16 protein-coding genes are annotated in these 18080 nt (G+C 60.1%); 8 read left to right on the top strand and 8 right to left on the bottom strand.

From position 1 onward, the window contains the following. The first annotated feature begins 9 nt into the window (after positions 1 to 9). Complete coding sequence (locus B1722_RS19500) at positions 10 to 1323, top strand: ATP-binding protein (protein ID WP_027611205.1); 1314 nt, start codon at positions 10 to 12, stop codon at positions 1321 to 1323. A gap of 130 nt (positions 1324 to 1453) precedes the next feature. Here the strand turns inward: B1722_RS19500 and rimK are convergent, their stop codons facing one another. Continuing rightward, positions 1454 to 2359 carry a 30S ribosomal protein S6--L-glutamate ligase gene (rimK, locus tag B1722_RS19495; RefSeq protein ID WP_007949201.1) on the bottom strand — a complete coding sequence of 302 codons (906 nt, stop codon included), beginning with the start codon at positions 2357 to 2359 and terminating at the stop codon, positions 1454 to 1456. Next, entirely contained in the window at positions 2356 to 2817 is a 462-nt protein-coding gene (locus tag B1722_RS19490; RefSeq protein ID WP_174377334.1) for an ATP-dependent zinc protease, read from the bottom strand. Before B1722_RS19490 ends, rimK begins: the two co-directional genes overlap by 4 nt. A 234-nt stretch (positions 2818 to 3051) precedes the next feature. Here B1722_RS19490 and B1722_RS19485 point away from each other — a divergent pair, with 234 nt between their 5' ends. Next, positions 3052 to 3456: an RNA-binding S4 domain-containing protein gene (locus B1722_RS19485; RefSeq protein WP_086793976.1), complete on the top strand. Its 405-nt coding sequence runs from the start codon at positions 3052 to 3054 to the stop codon at positions 3454 to 3456. 167 nt (positions 3457 to 3623) lie between these two features. Here the strand turns inward: B1722_RS19485 and B1722_RS19480 are convergent, their stop codons facing one another. Then, positions 3624 to 4427 (bottom strand): phosphatase PAP2 family protein, encoded by an 804-nt coding sequence (locus B1722_RS19480; protein ID WP_086793974.1) that lies wholly within the window; start codon positions 4425 to 4427, stop codon positions 3624 to 3626. 103 nt (positions 4428 to 4530) lie between these two features. Between B1722_RS19480 and hslO the strand changes: the two genes are divergently transcribed. Then, on the top strand, positions 4531 to 5433 hold the full coding sequence (gene hslO, locus B1722_RS19475) for an Hsp33 family molecular chaperone HslO (RefSeq protein ID WP_041071252.1): 903 nt from the start codon (positions 4531 to 4533) through the stop codon (positions 5431 to 5433). Positions 5434 to 5614: 181 nt separating this feature from the next. After that, positions 5615 to 7156, top strand: a complete 1542-nt coding sequence (locus tag B1722_RS19470; RefSeq protein ID WP_086793972.1) for a phosphoenolpyruvate carboxykinase — start codon at positions 5615 to 5617, stop codon at positions 7154 to 7156. A gap of 149 nt (positions 7157 to 7305) precedes the next feature. Here the strand turns inward: B1722_RS19470 and B1722_RS19465 are convergent, their stop codons facing one another. Together B1722_RS19465 and B1722_RS19460 are read right to left on the bottom strand one after the other, a co-directional pair. Next, positions 7306 to 8433, bottom strand: a complete 1128-nt coding sequence (locus B1722_RS19465; protein WP_086793970.1) for a hypothetical protein — start codon at positions 8431 to 8433, stop codon at positions 7306 to 7308. A gap of 94 nt (positions 8434 to 8527) precedes the next feature. Then, positions 8528 to 8815 carry a hypothetical protein gene (locus B1722_RS19460; RefSeq protein WP_041071258.1) on the bottom strand — a complete coding sequence of 96 codons (288 nt, stop codon included), beginning with the start codon at positions 8813 to 8815 and terminating at the stop codon, positions 8528 to 8530. 290 nt (positions 8816 to 9105) lie between these two features. On the opposite strand from B1722_RS19460, the gene B1722_RS19455 reads away from it, so the two are divergent. The 4 genes from B1722_RS19455 to B1722_RS19440 all read left to right on the top strand — a co-directional run bounded on the left by B1722_RS19455 (position 9106) and on the right by B1722_RS19440 (position 13798). Beyond that, the gene (locus B1722_RS19455; RefSeq protein ID WP_041071261.1) at positions 9106 to 9609 is read left to right on the top strand and encodes a hypothetical protein; all 504 of its coding nucleotides are present in this window, start codon (positions 9106 to 9108) and stop codon (positions 9607 to 9609) included. Between the two features lie 392 nt (positions 9610 to 10001). Continuing rightward, the gene (locus B1722_RS19450) at positions 10002 to 11930 is read left to right on the top strand and encodes an ATP-dependent DNA helicase RecQ (RefSeq protein WP_086793968.1); all 1929 of its coding nucleotides are present in this window, start codon (positions 10002 to 10004) and stop codon (positions 11928 to 11930) included. Positions 11931 to 12078: 148 nt separating this feature from the next. After that, on the top strand, positions 12079 to 13305 hold the full coding sequence (locus tag B1722_RS19445; protein WP_041071267.1) for a 3-hydroxyacyl-CoA dehydrogenase: 1227 nt from the start codon (positions 12079 to 12081) through the stop codon (positions 13303 to 13305). A 61-nt stretch (positions 13306 to 13366) separates the two neighbouring features. After that, positions 13367 to 13798 (top strand): thioesterase family protein, encoded by a 432-nt coding sequence (locus tag B1722_RS19440; protein ID WP_086794031.1) that lies wholly within the window; start codon positions 13367 to 13369, stop codon positions 13796 to 13798. A gap of 64 nt (positions 13799 to 13862) precedes the next feature. On the opposite strand, the gene B1722_RS19435 is transcribed toward B1722_RS19440, so the two are convergent. The 3 genes from B1722_RS19435 to fdhD form a co-directional block, all read right to left on the bottom strand. Continuing rightward, positions 13863 to 14342 carry a glycine zipper domain-containing protein gene (locus tag B1722_RS19435; RefSeq protein ID WP_041071273.1) on the bottom strand — a complete coding sequence of 160 codons (480 nt, stop codon included), beginning with the start codon at positions 14340 to 14342 and terminating at the stop codon, positions 13863 to 13865. A gap of 345 nt (positions 14343 to 14687) precedes the next feature. Further along, positions 14688 to 17036, bottom strand: a complete 2349-nt coding sequence (locus B1722_RS19430; protein ID WP_041071276.1) for an FdhF/YdeP family oxidoreductase — start codon at positions 17034 to 17036, stop codon at positions 14688 to 14690. Beyond that, positions 17033 to 17872 carry a formate dehydrogenase accessory sulfurtransferase FdhD gene (fdhD, locus tag B1722_RS19425; protein ID WP_086793967.1) on the bottom strand — a complete coding sequence of 280 codons (840 nt, stop codon included), beginning with the start codon at positions 17870 to 17872 and terminating at the stop codon, positions 17033 to 17035. The genes B1722_RS19430 and fdhD overlap by 4 nt, the downstream gene beginning before the upstream one ends. Between the last annotated feature and the right edge of the window lie 208 nt (positions 17873 to 18080).

Raw genomic sequence — 18080 nt, 5'->3', positions numbered from 1 at the left:
CGGTTATCGATGAAAACCCCCGTCTGGTTCCCCCAAAGCTTTTTCTCCCGCACCCTTTGGCTGGTGCTCATCGTCGTGCTGTTTTCCAAGGCACTGACCCTGGTTTATCTGTTGATGAACGAGGACGTGCTGGTAGATCGCCAATACAGCCACGGCGTCGCCCTGACGCTGCGCGCCTATTGGGCGGCTGATGAAGAAAACCGCGCGAAGATCGCCGATGCCGCGACGCTGATCCGGGTGGTCGGCGCCGGTGTGCCGGAGGGCGAACAGCACTGGCCGTACAGTGAAATTTATCAGCGGCAGATGCAGGCGGAGCTGGGCGCCGATACCGAAGTGCGTTTGCGCATGCACTCGCCGCCGGCGCTGTGGGTGCGTGCACCGAGCCTGGGCGATGGCTGGCTGAAAGTGCCGCTGTACCCGCATCCATTGCGCGGCCAGAAAATCTGGAACGTGCTCGGCTGGTTCCTCGCTATCGGTTTGTTGTCGACCGCGTCGGCATGGATTTTCGTCAGTCAGCTCAACCAGCCGTTGAAACGCTTGGTGTATGCCGCCCGACAACTCGGTCAGGGCCGCAGCGTGCGTCTGCCGATCAGTGATACACCGAGCGAGATGACCGAGGTGTACCGCGCCTTCAACCAGATGGCCGAAGACGTCGAACAGGCCGGTCGCGAGCGCGAGCTGATGCTGGCCGGGGTCTCCCATGATTTGCGTACGCCGCTGACCCGTTTGCGGCTGTCGCTGGAGCTGATGGGCGATCGCAATGACCTGACTGACGACATGGTCCGCGATATCGAAGACATGGACGCGATTCTCGACCAGTTCCTCGCGTTCATTCGTGACGGTCGTGACGAGTCGGTGGAAGAAGTGGACCTGAGCGATCTGGTGCGTGAGGTGGCCGCACCCTATAACCAGAGCGAAGAGAAAGTGCGCCTGCGACTGGAACCGATCCAGCCGTTTCCACTGCGCCGGGTGTCGATGAAACGCCTGCTGAACAACCTGATCGGCAACGCCCTGAACCATGCCGGCAGTGGCGTCGAGGTCGCGGCTTATGTGTCTGGCGATACCAGCGCGCCGTACGTGGTGTTGAGCGTGATGGACCGTGGCGCGGGGATTGATCCGTCAGAGCTTGAGGCGATCTTCAACCCGTTCACCCGTGGCGACCGTGCCCGGGGCGGGAAAGGTACGGGGCTGGGGTTGGCGATCGTGAAGCGGATTGCTTCGATGCATGGCGGCAATGTCGAGCTGCGCAACCGCTCCGGGGGCGGGCTGGAAGCGCGGGTAAGGTTGCCGTTGGGGTTGATGTTGCCGCGGGATGCGGTCTAACAGTCGGGATGTTCAGCGGGGTTGATGGCCCCTTCGCGAGCAAGCTCGCTCCCGCAGGGGAACGCATTCCAAAATGTGGGTGCGGGCTTGCCCGCGAAGGCGGCCTGTCAGCCGCCACATTTCAAACGGATCAACCCTTGCCCTTTGTCCGGGTCATGTTCGGCCCGCCATTCTTCTCAAGGTGTTCGATGATGATCCCCGCCACGTTCTTGCCGGTGGTGGTCTCGATGCCTTCCAGGCCCGGCGACGAGTTCACTTCCATCACCAATGGCCCGTGGTTCGAACGCAAGATATCCACACCCGCCACCGCCAGGCCCATGACCTTGGCCGCACGCAACGCGGTCATGCGTTCTTCCGGGGTGATCTTGATCAGGCTGGCGCTGCCGCCACGGTGCAGGTTGGAGCGGAACTCGCCCGGTTTGGCCTGACGTTTCATGGCTGCGATCACCTTGTCGCCGACCACGAAACAGCGGATATCCGCACCGCCGGCTTCCTTGATGTATTCCTGAACCATGATGTTCTGCTTCAGACCCATGAACGCCTCGATCACCGATTCGGCTGCGGTTGCGGTTTCGCACAGCACCACACCGATGCCTTGAGTGCCTTCCAGCACCTTGATCACCAGCGGCGCGCCGTTGACCATGTCGATCAGGTCGGGAATGTCGTCCGGCGAGTGAGCGAAGCCGGTGACCGGCAGGCCGATGCCGCGACGCGACAGCAGTTGCAGCGAACGCAATTTGTCTCGCGAGCGGGCGATGGCCACCGATTCGTTGAGCGGAAACACCCCCATCATTTCGAACTGGCGCAACACGGCGCAACCGTAGAACGTTACCGACGCCCCGATTCGCGGAATCACCGCGTCGAAGCCTTCCAGCGGTTTGCCGCGATAGTGGATCTGCGGCTTGTGGCTGGCAATGTTCATGTAGGCGCGCAAGGTGTCGATCACGACCATTTCATGCCCGCGCTCGGTGCCGGCTTCGACCAGGCGACGGGTGGAATACAGACGCGGATTCCGCGACAGCACAGCGATCTTCATGCAACACCTGTGGAGGAGGTAGATACCGGGAACACCGGCTTGTCTTGTACATATTTGATGCCCGGATTGACCACCAGCTGGCCGTCGATCAAGGCTTTGGACCCGAGCAACAGGCGATAGCGCATGGACTTGCGGCAGGCGAGGGTGAACTCGACCTGCCAGACCCGATCACCGAGGGCCAGGGTGGTGCTGATCACATAGCGCACCTGCGCCTGGCCGTTGGAGCTTTTGATGGTTTTGCGCGTCACCAGCGGTGCTTCGCAACGCCGATGACGCAACTGCACCACCGTGCCCAGATGCGCGGTGAAACGCACCCACTTCTCGCCATCGCGTTCGAACGGTTCAATGTCGGTGGCGTGCAGGCTGGAGGTGCTGGCGCCGGTGTCGATTTTCGCCCGCAGGCCCGCGACTCCCAGATCCGGGAGCGCCACCCACTCGCGCAGACCGACAACGGTCAAATGGTCAAATGTCTTCAAAAAAATGCTCAACCGTGGCAACCGCTCAGCCCGCAAGGGCCGGATTCGCGGTATTCACGCAGAATAAGGGTTAAAAGGCGACAGATTTCTACGGCCCGGATCGCCGACGCCTCAAGCGGGTGTCGGCTGGTGCGCATTGTAATCCGCGGCGGCGTCATTCATGGCACGACAGAAACGGTAGTACAGTTCATCAATATTTCAGAATGAGGAAATTCCATGGCACAAAAAAGCGAAGAGGACGACAAGGTCCGTCTCGACAAGTGGTTGTGGGCGGCGCGCTTTTATAAAACCCGGGCCCTGGCCAAAGCAGCCATCGAAAGTGGCAAGGTGCACTGCCGAGGTGAGCGCTGCAAGCCTGGCAAAGAGCCACGCATTGGCGATGAATTCGAGATTCGTACCGGTTTTGAAGAGCGCACGGTGAGGGTCGACGCCTTGTCGATCGTACGTCGTGGCGCACCCGAGGCGCAGACACTGTATACCGAGACCGAGGCGAGTATTGCCAAGCGTGAAGCGGCAGCGGCGATGCGCAAGGCCGGAGCATTGGGCGTGAGCACCGATGGCAAGCCGAGCAAGAAGCAACGGCGGGATCTGTTTAAGTTTCGTGGCAGCAGCAACGAGTAGTGTGCGACGAACACACTTGTGGCGAGGGAGCTTGCTCCCGCTGGCGGCCGAAGGACGCCCTGTACAGGCGAGCACGTATTTCAAAATACAACTGCATCGACGGGTAAAGCGACTGCTACGCAGCCGAGCGGGAGCAAGCTCCCTCGCCACAGGTCTTCACACAACTGTCAGTTCGCGGCAGACACCACACTCATCCGCGAAACCACCGGCAGCTTGCCCAGCAGATTGAAAACCGGCGCAGTCACCTTCAGCCAGAAGTTGGCGGCGTGATAAGCGAACGGTGTGTAATAACCCCAGCCCAACGCCCACACCGCCAGCAGCATGCCGCCGATGTAATCGTCCTGGCCCCAGTGCGCGCCGGCCACCAGACGCGGCAGCATGAACAGCAGCGCCAGGCCCCAGACCGTGAGGAACTGGCTGATCGAGCGGCTGAACACGCCCATGAACAGTGCCCAGATCAGCAACACCGACGCGTGGTCACCGGGGAAGCTCTGGCTCGAGCGATCCTTCAGCTCCCAGGCTTTTTCCAGGTGCGGGAAGTAATCACTCAGGTGCACCGCGCCTTCCAGCACCATCGACGGACTGCTGTGCTGCCAGTCCATGTAGTCGGCGAATTTGGAAAACAGCGCGCGAATCACCACCATCAACAGCAGAATCGAGAAAAAACCGAAAAAGGCGCGACGTACATCAATCGCCTTGAACACCCAGTCACCCTTGATCAGCAGCGTCAGCAGAATCAGACCTACAACGATGTCGAACGGGCGCAGACTTGCAATTGCCCAGATGTGGAGCCATATGGGGTTGCTGGCCAGTGGTGCATTGAGTGAGCGGAACAGCCACTCGTCGAAAATCACACACAGCATCTGGCCCGTAGGCCATAACCAGAAAGCCAGTAGCGCCAACGGCACCACGTTACACAGAACCAGCCGGCCGAGGTTCCACCTTGATTGGAACAAACCCGGATTGTTCATAAAATGCCTCCCGTGGCTGAACATTCGCACCAAATGGGTGCGGAGAAGCGCGGGATTTTCATCTTTTGTAACCATTTTGTCATCAATTCAGATACCCAGACCTATGACTGATCTCCCGGATACCGATTACACCCAACGCTTCATCTTCGATGACAGCGACACTCGCGGCGAGCTGGTTGCGCTGGAACGCAGCTACGCCGAAGTCCTCGCCAAGCACCCGTACCCGGAGCCGGTCGCGCAATTGCTGGGCGAATTGATGGCGGCCGCTTCGTTGCTGGTGGGCACCCTGAAATTCGACGGCTTGCTGATTCTGCAGGCGCGCTCCGAAGGGCCGATTCCGCTGCTGATGATCGAATGCTCCAGCGAGCGCGAGATCCGTGGTCTGGCGCGTTATAACGCCGAGCAGATCGCCCCGGATGCGACCCTTGCCGACCTGATGCCGGGTGGTGACCTGACCCTGACCGTCGACCCGACGATCGGCCAGCGTTACCAAGGTATCGTCGACCTCGACGGTGAAACCCTGTCGGAATGCTTCACCAATTATTTCGTCATGTCTCAGCAGGTTGGCACCCGCTTCAAGCTGTTCGCCGACGGCCGTCGTGCCCGCGGCATGCTGCTGCAGCAACTGCCGGCCGACCGCCTGAAAGACGAAGAAGAGCGCGCCGCCAGTTGGCAGCACATCACCGCGCTGGCCAGCACTCTGAGCGCCGATGAATTGCTCAGCCTGGACAACGAAACCGTCCTGCATCGCCTCTACCACGAAGAGCAGGTGCGCCTGTTCGATGTGCAAAACCTGCGCTTCCGCTGCAGCTGCTCGCGGGAACGCTCGGGTAATGCGCTGGTCAGCCTGGGTCTGGAAGACGCGCAGGCACTGGTGGCCGAACGCGGTGGCGAAGTCGAGATCGATTGCCAGTTCTGCAACCAGCGTTACCTGTTCGATGCGGCCGATATTGCTCAATTGTTCGCTGGTGCGGGCGTCGACACGCCGTCAGATACCCGGCACTAAAACGGTTCAGCGCAGGTAAATTCACTGCGTAACGACGGAATTTCGCCGTTACGACGGGAGGACCCTACTCTTTTTGGGCTTTTCTGGCATAATCCGGCCCACTTTTTTCGCGGTAGTAGTGCACGACTTTCTACTACAAAACGTTTGGAGCACACTCGGCCACTGGCCGACGGGGAACCTCATGACGCAAGCCAATAACGCCGTGTACACCGATCTGAGTGTTGATGATCTGGTAAAAGAAGCCCTGCAACGCGGTGAGGGCGAGCTTGCCGATACCGGCGCTCTGGTTGTTCGCACCGGTCACCGCACCGGCCGTTCGCCAGTCGATCGTTTCATCGTTGAAGAGCCTTCCACCCAAGCCGCTATCGCCTGGGGCCCGATCAACCGCAAGTTCCCGGCCGACAAGTTCGACGCGCTGTGGGCTCGTGTCGAGGCGTTCAACAACGCGCAAGAGCACTTTGTTTCCCACGTGCATGTAGGCGCGGCTGAAGATCACTACCTGGCCGTGAAAATGACCACCCAGACTGCCTGGCAGAACCTGTTCGGTCGTTGCCTGTTCATCAACCCGGCCCAGTACAACCCGGCCGGTCGTGAAGAGTGGCAAGTGCTCAACGTGGCCAACTTCGAGTGCGTGCCTGAGCGTGACGGCACCAACTCCGACGGTTGCGTGATCATCAACTTCGCGCAGAAGAAAGTGCTGATTGCCGGCATGCGTTACGCCGGTGAGATGAAGAAGGCCATGTTCTCCGTGCAGAACTTCCTGCTGCCGGCCGCTGACGTGCTGCCAATGCACTGCGCTGCCAACATCGGCGAAGAAGGCGATGTGACCCTGTTCTTCGGTCTGTCGGGCACCGGTAAAACCACCCTGTCGGCCGATGAAAGCCGTTACCTGATCGGTGACGACGAACACGGCTGGGGCGAAGGCGTTGTCTTCAACATCGAAGGCGGCTGCTACGCCAAGTGCATTGACCTTTCCGAGAAGAACGAACCGGTCATCTGGAAAGCCATCAAGCACGGCGCAGTCCTGGAAAACGTGGTCATCGACGATGCCAAGCACGCCGACTACGCCGATGTCAGCCTGACCCAGAACAGCCGCGCAGCCTACCCGCTGGAGCACGTTGCCAAGCGTTCCGCGAAGAACCTGGGCGGCGAGCCAAACGCGGTGATCTTCCTGACCTGCGACCTGACCGGCGTGCTGCCGCCAGTGTCGATCCTCAACGAAGAGCAAGCGGCCTACCACTTCCTGTCCGGCTACACCGCGTTGGTGGGCTCCACTGAAATGGGTTCGGGCAGCGGCATCAAGTCGACCTTCTCCACCTGCTTCGGCGCACCGTTCTTCCCGCGTCCGGCTGGTGAATACGCAGAACTGTTGATCAAGCGCATCCGCGGCTTCGGCTCCAAGGTCTACCTGGTCAACACCGGTTGGACCGGCGGTGGCTACGGCGTCGGCAAACGCTTCAACATCCCGACCACCCGTGCCGTGATCGCCGCGATCCAGAGCGGCGCGCTGATCGGTGCCGCCACCGAGCACCTGGACACCATCAACCGCGACGTGCCACTGGCCGTACCGGGCGTTGAAACCAACTTGCTCAACCCACGCAACACCTGGGCTGACAAGGCTGCCTACGACGAAGCGGCCAAGGCCTTGGCCGGTCTGTTCATCGAGAACTTCAAAAAGTTCGAAGTGAGCGACGCGATCAAGGCTGCGGGTCCTAAGTTGTAAGAGTGGTTTGTTGTGAACTGAAAAGCCGCCTCTAGGGGCGGCTTTTTTGTGGGTCATGGCTTAGCTGTTGTTATCGGTTTAACTGCCATTATTCCCGCAGAATTTTGCTGTAGATTTTTCGCGTTACGCCGATCACCACCCCACCGGCCTCAACGGATATGCCGGTATGCCGCCAAGTCCAGCACGCTGGTGGTCAATCCACTATCCGGCGCGTAGATCCCGCCCTTCACCGACGAGAAAGGCACGCCTCTGCTGCCCAGCGAAACGTAGCGTTCGCCTTGGTCCAGTTCGGTGAACCAGGTGTAGGAGTACTTTTCCATGGCCTTGTATTTCGCGGCGTCCCTGACCATCGCATCGCCGCATTGCTTCAGGGCGGCATCGCTCAGGTTCAGGGAGTTGGTCAGCGGGGTGCCCCAACGCTTGAGGCAGGTCTCGGCGAAGTGACGCACGAATTGGCCGGGTTCGGCGAGGACCTTCGGGCCGGCGTTGCCGTCAGCGGCAGCGTTGCCGACCAGGGTGGCGTGGCGGCCGGGGATCGGGAAGATATGCGTGCGCGTACCGGTAGCCGTTTGCGGGATAACGCAACTGAAACCTTTCGAACGCTCGTCGCGGGCATAGAAGCCAACGTACTCTTTGACGTTGCTGTTGAGTTTGACCCGATGTTCCTGGAAGTTACCGATGCCGGGCACCGGATCAATAGCGAAGATCTTCACCGGAATGCTTTTCAAAGCACTGTCATTGAACATGGCGTTGGCCAGCATATGGCAACTTATACCGCCTCGACTCCAGCCGACCAGGTTGACCTGAGTGGGAATAATGCCATCCTTGCGGAACGTTTTAATAATTTGCTCCTGCAACTTCTGCTGGGTCACGCTGCGTTCTCCGTAGTTGTATTTACGCCAAAACCAGGAGCCTTCGATTTTTACATCTTCAATGGGAATACCGGCCGCTTTGAGACGGTTGTATTCCGCTTCGGTCAGTTGTTGGCGTTGCCAGTCGCACTTGCCTTTGATGATGTTCATTGCGTGCAGTACGTTTTCCTCCCAGCCCTTGCCGAACAACGTGCCGCTGAGACCGTAGTCGGCAGATTTGGTGAACAGCTCATCGGCCTGCAGGTTACTGGAGCCGGGGCCGTCGACGACAATCCATTCGGCGAACTCGCGGCCCGCGTGGTGCGAAGCGAGAGTGGACACCAACTCGCCGTTCCAATAGTTGTTGTTGCTGGCGTCGAACTTCGTGGAACCCGTGCCGCAAAAGAAAATAGTCAATGTGCTCATAATGTTGCTCTTGAATGAATTAAGAGCAAGCAGGCTAGTTTTTTATATTGCGGATATGAAGTGGTTAGTTGTTGCGTTGTTTGTGTGCGTGATTTTATAAAGCGTTTGCAAGTTGAAGTTTTGCTACTTCCAGAAGTTCGCAGCCGTCTTGGGTCAATAAATACAGGGCGTTGACGATGTTCGGGATGTCTTTGACATCGGCCTGTTTGAAACACAAACAGTAAAGAGTCTCCAGCAAATCGCTGGCGGCACGGAGGCGTTGATGCGCAGCGTCGAGCAGTTCGCCGTGGCTGGCTTGGGTATCTATGGTCAGCACCGGATGATCGCCGTCGGTGCTTTTGAGCGGGTGATAACGATTGGCCAGCGGGTTATGCATGTTCATGTTCAGACGTGTCCTGTACGAAGTCGCTCCAGTGGTTGCAGCCGCGCCGGCCACTATAGAAGTGCGTGGCAAGGGGTCACAAGACCGCCGTGATGGACGGAGTTCGTAGGGGGTTTTCCGAGACTCGGGCAATTGCCCTACAAGGTTTTGCAGCTTTTTCGAGGTAAAACCCTTAGCGCAGAAATTTCCCACGGGATTCACAGGCGTTTCTTGAGAATCCTCTGTATGGTGCGCGCCAGAAACTGTAGGACGTTTCCAAACGTCCGATGCGCGCTTAAAGGGAATTGAGTATGCGGTGGCTACGAATAGCCTCGATTTTATTGCTGGGAACCATGGGTTGTCGCTTGGCCGTAGCTGCTGATGCCGGCAACGGCTGGATGTTTGTCGATCTGCAACGCACCGGCTGGCCCGACGCGCTGTCCAGCCAGGCCCGCATCGATACTGCTTCACGTGCCGAAGTGTTGATGTTCGCCAAAGTCCTGCTGGCGAGTGAAACGCTGGATGCAGGCGCACTGCAACGGCAACTGGATGTGCCGCATGTGCGGCTCAAACCGATCCGGCAGGTGCGCGAGGGACTGTGGGAGCGTTTGCTGGGCATTTATCGCAACGCCAGTCAGGACTGTGGCGAACAGCTGTTCTGTGCACGAGTGCGCAGTGTGGCGGACCTGCGACAACTGGCGGCGGCGTTTACCGGCGACATCAGTCCGGCCCATGCACAGTGGGCGAGCAAGAGCCTGGGGGTGCATGAACAGGAACTGAATGCGCAACTTCGGGTGGCCGTGCTGCGTCCCTAGCCCGTCGTTGCGACGAGACCTAGGTGACTACGTGATCTGCAGTGGCGCGAATGGCGAGGGGTGGAATGTCATCGGGTAGTTGCATGCATCCGCCCAGCAACAGCGATGCGAGGGTCAGGGTGAGGAGCCGTTTCAGTCTGTCGGACATGTTTATTCCTTGAGTTGATCCACGGGTGTCGGCCGTCCTGGCACGACGCTCGTTTCGTGGATGCGGCGCACGTTACCTGCCTTGCGGTCAGGCCGGCGAGAGGCAAATTGTTTCCTTGTTTGATCCGGTGGCACCCGCCCCGGCGCTGTATCATCCCGTATCGAATTGACCCCGACCTTTTCTCGACTCGCTGTGATCGCCCGCTAGGCTGTTGGCATCACAGCGGTCAACGGAGTGACAGCGCATGCACCACACCCTGGAACAGGTTTTCGGTTATCCACAGTTTCGACCCGGACAGGAAGCGGCAATCAGCGCTGTGCTGGCCGGGCGCTCGGCGGCGGCGATTTTCCCCACCGGATCCGGCAAGTCACTGTGCTATCAAGTGCCGGCGCTGTTGCTGCCGCATCTGACCCTGGTGGTGTCGCCGCTGTTGGCGTTGATGCAGGATCAACTGGCATTCCTCAAACGTCACGGTATCAGTGCCGGCAGCATCGATTCGGCGCAAAGTCGCGATGATGCCAATGATGTGATGGCCCGCGCCCGTTCGGGTGAATTGAAGATTCTGATGATTTCGGTGGAGCGTCTGAAGAACGAGCGTTTCCGCAACTTTTTGCAGCAGGTGCCGATCTCGTTGCTGGTGATTGATGAAGCGCACTGTATCTCGGAATGGGGCCACAACTTTCGCCCCGACTATCTGAAGCTGCCGGACTATCAGCGCCAGTTCAACATCCCGCAAACCCTGCTGCTGACGGCCACGGCGACGCCGAAAGTTGTCGCCGACATGCAGGCCAGGTTCGCCATCGCCGCCGCTGATGTGGTGACCACCGGTTTCTATCGACCCAACCTCAATCTGCTGGTGGAACCGGTACGCGGCGAGGACAAACGCCGGCGCCTGGGGGAGTGGATGAGCGAGCGTCCAGGCCAGCCGAGCATTGTCTACGTGACGCTGCAGAAAACTGCCGAACACATCGCCGAGCATCTGGGGCGCAACGGCATACAGGCCCAGGCCTATCACGCCGGTTTGCCCAATGATCAGCGCGAGGCGATTCAGAAGGAATTCATGGCCGGGCAGTCCAATTGCATCGTCGCAACCATTGCCTTTGGTATGGGGATCGACAAGAGCGACATCCGCAACGTGGTGCATTTCGATCTGCCGAAATCCATCGAAAACTACAGTCAGGAAATCGGTCGCGCCGGACGCGACGGGCAGCCGTCGGATTGCCTGGTGCTGGCCAACCGCGACAGCCTCAACGTGCTGGAAAACTTCGTCTACGGCGATACCCCGGAGCGTGAAGGGATTCGTTGTGTGCTGGAAGAAATGCAGGCTGCCGCAGCCGAAGGGCAGTGGGAGTTTCTGCTCGGGCCGCTGGCCGATCAGAGCAACATTCGCGCGTTGCCGCTGAAGACGTTGTTGGTGCAAATGGAGCTGCGCGGTTTGATCGCGCCGCGCTATGCCTATTACGCCGAATACCGTTTCAAATACCTGCTGGAGCCGGAAGCCTTGCTTGAGCGTTTCGACGGTGAGCGCAGGGATTTCGTCGCGGCCATCATCCACACCTCCAGTCGCGCACGCACCTGGGCCACGGTGAATTTCGAAGCGATGTACACGCAGTATTCGGCTGAGCGCAACCGGGTGGTGAAGGCGCTGGATTACTTTCAGGAGAAGGGCTGGGTCGAGCTTGAGAGCAAGCAGATGACCGAGGTCTACACCGTGCTGCACAGTGATTTCGACAGCGCTGTTTTGAGCGCCGAATTGCATGCGTATTTCACCCGACATGAACAGACTGAAATAGTGCGGATTCACGCCATGCTCGATCTGTTCGGCACTGAGCGCTGCCTGGGCCATCGCCTGGCCGAACACTTCGGCGATCACAACGCCCCCGAGCGATGCGGGCACTGTTCGGTGTGCCACGGTGATGTCGCGCGCCTTCCGGCGCCTCCCGAGTTGCCAGCGCTTGTGGATAAAAACTTCGCGACGCTGTGCGGTAATTTTATCCACAGGCACGAACAGCACACTGGCAGTTTGCCGACGGCGGAGCGCCTGACGCGGTTTCTGTGCGGGATCAGTGTGCCGTTGTTCACCAGGTTAAAGGCACGGACGATTTCGGGGTATGCGGCGCTGGAGGAGTATCCGTACGCCGAGGTTCGCAGTTGGGCTCAAGAACATCTTTGATAGGTCGGTAGCTCCTGCAGTGTGCGATTTCAGGGCGATTGGGGTTTATCCATGCGCTGAATGTCGATCATCACGGTAATAAACTTCAAAAACGTCCGGTGCGTGACTATGGTGAAGGCTGTCTTTGGATCGCCAACAAGAGAACAACATGAGCCAGACATCCTTCGATATTCAGCAAGCTGCCGTGATCGGCGCGGGCACCATGGGCCGCGGCATTGTCATGTGCCTGGCCAATGCTGGCATCGCCGTGCAGTGGGTCGATAACAATCCACAGATGCTTGAACAGGCACTGGCGACGGTGGCCGACACCTATGCACACAATGTGCGCCAGGGCCGGATCGATCAGGTCGAAGCCGACGCACGCCTTGCCCGGATCAGCGCGGCGGCGGATTACCCGGCGATTCGCAATGTCGATCTGGTGATCGAAGCGGTATACGAAAACCTTGAGCTCAAGCAGAAGATCTTTCGCGAGCTGGATGGCCTGCTCAAGCCTGAGGCGTTGTTGGCGAGTAACACTTCGGCGCTGGATATCGACGCGATTGCCGCCGCGACTCGACGTCCGTCGCAAGTGCTCGGCCTGCATTTCTTCAGCCCCGCGCACATCATGAAACTGCTGGAAATCGTCCGTGGGGCACAGACTTCGCCGCCTGCACTGGAAGCGGCGCTGGCGCTGGGCAAGCGCATGGGCAAGGTCAGTGTGGTGTCGGGCAACTGCCACGGCTTTATCGGCAATCGTATGCTGCATCCGTACGTGCTGGAGGCGCGCAAGATGCTGCTCGAGGGCGCTTATCCACAACAGGTGGATGCGGCGCTGCAGGGGTTCGGTTTCGCCATGGGGCCGTTCCGCATGTATGACGTCGTCGGTATTGATCTGGAATGGCGCGCACGCGAACTGGCCGGCAAGGGGCAGGATGCGCCGGAGGTTCAGGTGGACAACCGTTTGTGCGAGATGGGCCGCTTCGGGCAGAAATCCGGCAATGGTTATTATCACTATGAGCCGGGCAGTCGACAGGCCGAGCCTGATCCCGAAGTCGATGCACTGGTGCTGCGGGTCAGCGAAGAGCTGGGCTTCCAGCGCCGCGCGATCGGTCCGGAGGAGATTCTGGAGCGCTGCCTGCTGGCGCTGGTCAACGAGGGCGCAAAGATTCTTCAGGAAGGCATTGCCGGGTCGGCCCATGACATTGATCTGGTGTACCTGAACGGCTACGGATTCCCGGCCGACAAGGGCGGTCCGATGGCCTGGGCGGATCAGCAGGGGCTGGTGGACATTCATCAGCGCTTGCTGGCACTGCAAACGCGGCAGGGTGATCAGTGGCAACCGGCGCGCTTGATTGGCGAGCTGGCGGCTCAGGGCAAGGGGTTTGCCGAACGCTGATTGCTAGAGCCACCACGGTTTCGCCTTTAGACTGCTCGTAAAACTTCCTGGATCAATGCTGATGTCCAACCCGATGCCACAACGCTCCGATTACCCGCATTTCCAGCCGGTCACCACGCGCTGGCACGACAACGACGTCTACGGGCATGTGAATAACGTCACCTATTACAGCTTCTTCGACACTGCAGTGAATACCTACCTGATCCAGGTCGGCGGCCTGGATATTCATGACGGCGAGGTGGTGGGGTTTGTGGTCAGTTCGGCCTGTGACTACTTTGCCTCGATTGCTTTTCCGGACTTGATCGAGATCGGTCTGCGGGTCGGCAAGCTGGGCAACAGTTCGGTGCAATACGAACTGGCGGTGTTCAAGATCGGTGAAACTGAGGCCTGTGCGGCGGGGCGTTTCGTCCATGTATTCGTGGAACGAACGAGCAATCAGCCGGTGTCGATTCCAGGCAGATTGCGTGAAGCGCTGGAGCGTCTGGTGGTTTGAACCAGAGCAAAAAAAATCGCAGCCCTTGGGCTGCGATTTTTGCTTTCCCGCTTAACGCAACGGATTAGTCGCGATAGTAGCGGTGATGCTTGCGGTGACCATAAGCGTGGCCACGGCCAGGATGACGGTCGCGGTAGTAGCGACGGTCGTCGCGGCCGCGATCGTAATGACGATCATCGTCACGGCTTTCGTTACCCATGTAGTTGCCCAGCGCGCCACCGGCGCCGCCACCTGCTGCGGCGCCGATCAGGCTGCCGGTGGTGCCGCCCATGCTGCGGCCGACCACGTTACCGCCGGCTGCGCCCAGCGCACCACCAATGGCCGCTTCGCCACGGCTGTGCTTGTTGGCGCCGACCGCGCTACCACCCGCGCCGCCCAGGGCTGCGCCAATGGTTGAACCTGTATTGCCGCCTAAAGACTGACCGACGACCGAGCCAAGAACCCCGCCCAATGCGCCGCCCACACCTGCTTCGGTGGTGCCTCCGGCAGAAGCGAAGCCACTGACCAGGCCAAGGGACAACAAGAGAATCGAGGAGAACTTCATAGAGGAGCCTCAAAGGGATGACGGCGCGATCCTGAGGCTCTGTATCAAGACTGACAATCGAAATCCGACGAATAACACGACCTGTATACAATTCTGCAAGTTGCTGTTTTGTATGCGGAACTTAAGCGATTTTCGCCGGTCTTTAGCTACTTCGGACAGGCCGCTTTTATGCAAAAGCGGCTTTTTTGTGGGCGTATGAAAGCTTCAGGACAGAGATTCAACACAAATCTTGTGGCGAGGGAGCTTGCTCCCGCTGGGCCGCGAAGCGGCCCCAAAAAAATGCAAAACGGAGGGAGTCCTGCGGCCTCCAGCGGGAGCAAGCTCCCTCGCCACAGGGCAGCGTGTTCAAGCAGACTTGGCCATGATCAAACCCGTCTCACTCGCCGCCTCAAGGCGGATCGCAATGAACTTCGACGTCGGCGTATGGCTGCCATCGCCGGTGCTCTCCAGCGGCACCAGCGGATTCACTTCCGGATAGTAAGCCGCCGCCTGACCCGCCGGAATATCAAACGCCAGCAAGGTAAAGCCCTTCACCCGACGTTCACGGCCATCGTCCCACAGCGACACGATGTCCGCCTTCTGCCCGGGACGGAAGCCCAGACGAATGATGTCGGCCTCGTTGGCGAACAGTACGTCGCGTTGGCCCTTGACCCCACGATAACGGTCGTCGAGGCCATAGATGGTGGTGTTGTACTGATCGTGGGAGCGCATCGATTGCAGGATCAGGTCCGGCAGTTGCCCGGTGGCGCGGGTGCGTTCGTGCACCAGATCCTTGGGCAGCCGGTTGGCGCGGAAATTGGCCCGGCCCGACGGGGTGTTCCACTTGCGTGCGCCAGCACTGTTGCCGAGGTAGAACCCACCTGGATTCTTGACCTTCTCGTTGAAGTCCTTGAAGCCCGGAATGGTATCGGCGATCAGGTCGCGGATGCGCCCGTAATCGGCCACCAGCCAGTTCCAGTCCACCGGTTTGCTGCCCAGCGTGGCGGCGGCGATCCCGGCAATGATCGCCGGTTCCGAGCGCATCTGGTTCGACAGCGGCTGCAACTGACCATTTGAGGCGTGGACCATGCTGAACGAGTCTTCCACGGTGACTGCCTGCGGGCCTTCGGTCTGGATGTCGATGTCGGTGCGGCCGAGGCACGGCAGGATCAGCGCGTCCTTGCCGTGGGCCAGGTGGCTGCGGTTGAGCTTGGTGCTGATCTGCACCGTGAGGTCGCAGTTGCTCAGCGCCGCGAAGGTGCGCGGGCTGTCCGGCGTGGCCTGGGCGAAGTTGCCGCCCAGACCGATGAAGACCTTGGCGCGGCCCTCGGCCATGGCATGGATCGCCTCGACCACGTTGTGCCCGTTGTCACGCGGCACCTTGAACTGGAAACGCCGCTCAAGAGCGTCGAGGAACGCCACCGGTGGGCGCTCGTTGATGCCCATGGTGCGGTCGCCCTGCACGTTACTGTGACCGCGCACCGGACACAGGCCGGCACCGGGTTTGCCGACGTTGCCGCGCAGCAGCATCAGGTTGGCGATTTCCTGGATGGTCGGCACCGAGTGACGATGCTGGGTGATACCCATCGCCCAGCACATGATCACGTTCTTGCCTTTGGCGTACATGCGCGCCGCTTGTTCGATTTCCACAAGGGTCAGACCGGACTGCGCGACGATCTGCTCCCACGGCGTGTCATCCACCACGCCGAGATACTCCAGCACGTTGGTGCTGTGGGCATTGAGGAAGTCGTGATCGAACACTGCAGGGTCACCGGCCTTCTGCGCATCGCGCTCCCACTGCAGGAGGAACTTGGCCATGCCGCGCAGCACCGCCATGTCGCCGCCCAGTGCCGGACGGAAGTACGCGGTGTTGGTCGGTTTGTCGCCATTGGTGAGCATTTCCAGCGGATGCTGTGGATGCTGGAAACGTTCCAGACCACGCTCTTTCAGCGGGTTGATGCACACCACTTGTGCGCCGCGCTTCACGGCTTCGCGCAGCGGCTCGAGCATCCGTGGATGGTTGGTGCCGGGGTTCTGGCCCCAGACGAAAATCGCATCGGCGTGTTCGAAGTCGTCGAAGGTGACCGTGCCTTTACCGACGCCAACGCTCTGCGCCAACGCCACACCGCTGGCCTCGTGGCACATGTTCGAGCAGTCGGGGAAGTTGTTGGTGCCGTAGGCACGCACGAACAGTTGATACAGGTACGCCGCTTCGTTGCTGGCGCGGCCCGAGGTATAGAACTCGGCTTGATCCGGGCTCGACAACGCTTGCAGGTGCTTGCCGATCAGGGCGAAGGCGTCGTCCCAGGCGATCGGCTTGTAGCGATCGGTCTGCGCGTCGTAGACCATCGGCTCGGTCAGGCGGCCCTGGTATTCAAGCCAATAGTCGCTCTGCTCCAGCAACGAGGTGACGCTGTGTTTGGCGAAGAACTTGCCGTCCACTCGACGCTTGGTCGCTTCCCAGTTCACCGCTTTGGCGCCGTTCTCGCAGAACTTGACCATGCCGCTTTCCGGCGAATCGCCCCAGGCACAGCCCGGGCAGTCGAAGCCGCCGTTCTGGTTGGTCTTGAGCATCATGCGCAGGTTTTTCAGCGCGTTGTCGCTGGTCAACCAGGCCTGAGCCACACTGATCAGTGCACCCCAGCCGCCGGCAGGGCCCTTGTAAGGCTTGTAGCGCGGGACAGGTTTCTGGTCGGCTTGATGATGTTGGCTCACGCTTGGTTCTCCATCGCTGGGCTGTAGACCCGCGGCGCATTCTTCTGCGGCAGGTGGATGAGATTGAGGTTGTGGCGGCGGGCCCATTGCACGGCAAGGCCGGTGGGCGCGGACAGGCTGACCAGCGTCTGGATCCCGGCGCGCAACACTTTCTGGATCAATTCGAGACTGCACCGGCTGGTGACAATCGCCAGGCCGCCGTCGGTGGAAATCTTCTGGCGGATCAGCCCGCCAATCAGCTTGTCGAGTGCGTTGTGCCGACCGATGTCTTCACGGCCCAGCAGCAATTCACCACTGGCGTTCATGAACACCGCGGCGTGTACCGCACCACAGTGCTGGCCGAGGGGCTGGAACGCACCGATGCGCTGGCGCAGACCGTCGAGCCATGCGGCGGGCGGCAGTGGTGCGCCGGGCAGGACTTGCAGATCGGGCAGGGCCTGCTCGACAGCTTCAACGCCGCACAGACCGCAGCCGCTGGTGCCGGCCAGTTGTCGGCGCTGTTGTTTGAGGTTCCAGAACGCGCGGTTGGCTATGGTTACCTGCGCGTATTGCGCCGAGCCGGCGCCGGTCAGTTGCAGGTCATAAATGTCGCTGGCGTCTGCGATGATGCCGCTGCCGAGGCTGAAACCGACGATGAAATCTTCCAGATCCGTCGGCGTCACCAGCATCACTGCCTGACTGATGCCGTTGTAGGCGATCGCCAGCGCGACTTCCTCGGCGAGCGCGGTGCTGGCCGATTCCACAAGGGGCAGATCGCTGTAACTGTAGGTCTGGCTGGCGGCGGGCGCGGGCGTTTGAAGTGCAGGCGCCGCGCAAGTGGGGCGCTTGGCGTTCATGGCATCACCGACGGATTGATCAACGCTAAGACTAGGCGCGGCAACTTGTCGCGTCTAATCGCTACTGTCGATCTATTGATAGACGCCGTCGATCAAGCAAGGGGCCGCGATCTGCGGGACGCGCGCCAGCCGCTTGAGCCAGCGGCGGAGCCGGGTCATTGGTCGGGCTGGAACCGGGTTCGGCAAACGTGGTCTAGGCTTGGACGTC

Origin of the sequence: Pseudomonas sp. SCPG-7 (assembly GCF_002156405.1) — a bacterium.
Classification (GTDB): Bacteria; Pseudomonadota; Gammaproteobacteria; order Pseudomonadales; family Pseudomonadaceae; genus Aquipseudomonas; species Aquipseudomonas parakoreensis.
Note: the sequence above shows the minus strand (reverse complement) of the source record. Positions and strands in the feature narration are given on the sequence as shown.

Bases quoted from the DNA above. Each gene is read 5' to 3' on its own strand.
- B1722_RS19500 (WP_027611205.1), top strand. From the start codon at position 10: ATGAAAACCCCCGTCTGGTTCCCCCAAAGCTTTTTCTCCCGCACCCTT.
- rimK (WP_007949201.1), bottom strand. From the start codon at position 2,359: ATGAAGATCGCTGTGCTGTCGCGGAATCCGCGTCTGTATTCCACCCGT.
- B1722_RS19485 (WP_086793976.1), top strand. From the start codon at position 3,052: ATGGCACAAAAAAGCGAAGAGGACGACAAGGTCCGTCTCGACAAGTGG.
- B1722_RS19480 (WP_086793974.1), bottom strand. From the start codon at position 4,427: ATGAACAATCCGGGTTTGTTCCAATCAAGGTGGAACCTCGGCCGGCTG.
- hslO (WP_041071252.1), top strand. From the start codon at position 4,531: ATGACTGATCTCCCGGATACCGATTACACCCAACGCTTCATCTTCGAT.
- B1722_RS19470 (WP_086793972.1), top strand. From the start codon at position 5,615: ATGACGCAAGCCAATAACGCCGTGTACACCGATCTGAGTGTTGATGAT.
- B1722_RS19465 (WP_086793970.1), bottom strand. From the start codon at position 8,433: ATGAGCACATTGACTATTTTCTTTTGCGGCACGGGTTCCACGAAGTTC.
- B1722_RS19460 (WP_041071258.1), bottom strand. From the start codon at position 8,815: ATGAACATGCATAACCCGCTGGCCAATCGTTATCACCCGCTCAAAAGC.
- B1722_RS19455 (WP_041071261.1), top strand. From the start codon at position 9,106: ATGCGGTGGCTACGAATAGCCTCGATTTTATTGCTGGGAACCATGGGT.
- B1722_RS19450 (WP_086793968.1), top strand. From the start codon at position 10,002: ATGCACCACACCCTGGAACAGGTTTTCGGTTATCCACAGTTTCGACCC.
- B1722_RS19445 (WP_041071267.1), top strand. From the start codon at position 12,079: ATGAGCCAGACATCCTTCGATATTCAGCAAGCTGCCGTGATCGGCGCG.
- B1722_RS19440 (WP_086794031.1), top strand. From the start codon at position 13,367: ATGTCCAACCCGATGCCACAACGCTCCGATTACCCGCATTTCCAGCCG.
- B1722_RS19435 (WP_041071273.1), bottom strand. From the start codon at position 14,342: ATGAAGTTCTCCTCGATTCTCTTGTTGTCCCTTGGCCTGGTCAGTGGC.
- fdhD (WP_086793967.1), bottom strand. From the start codon at position 17,872: ATGAACGCCAAGCGCCCCACTTGCGCGGCGCCTGCACTTCAAACGCCC.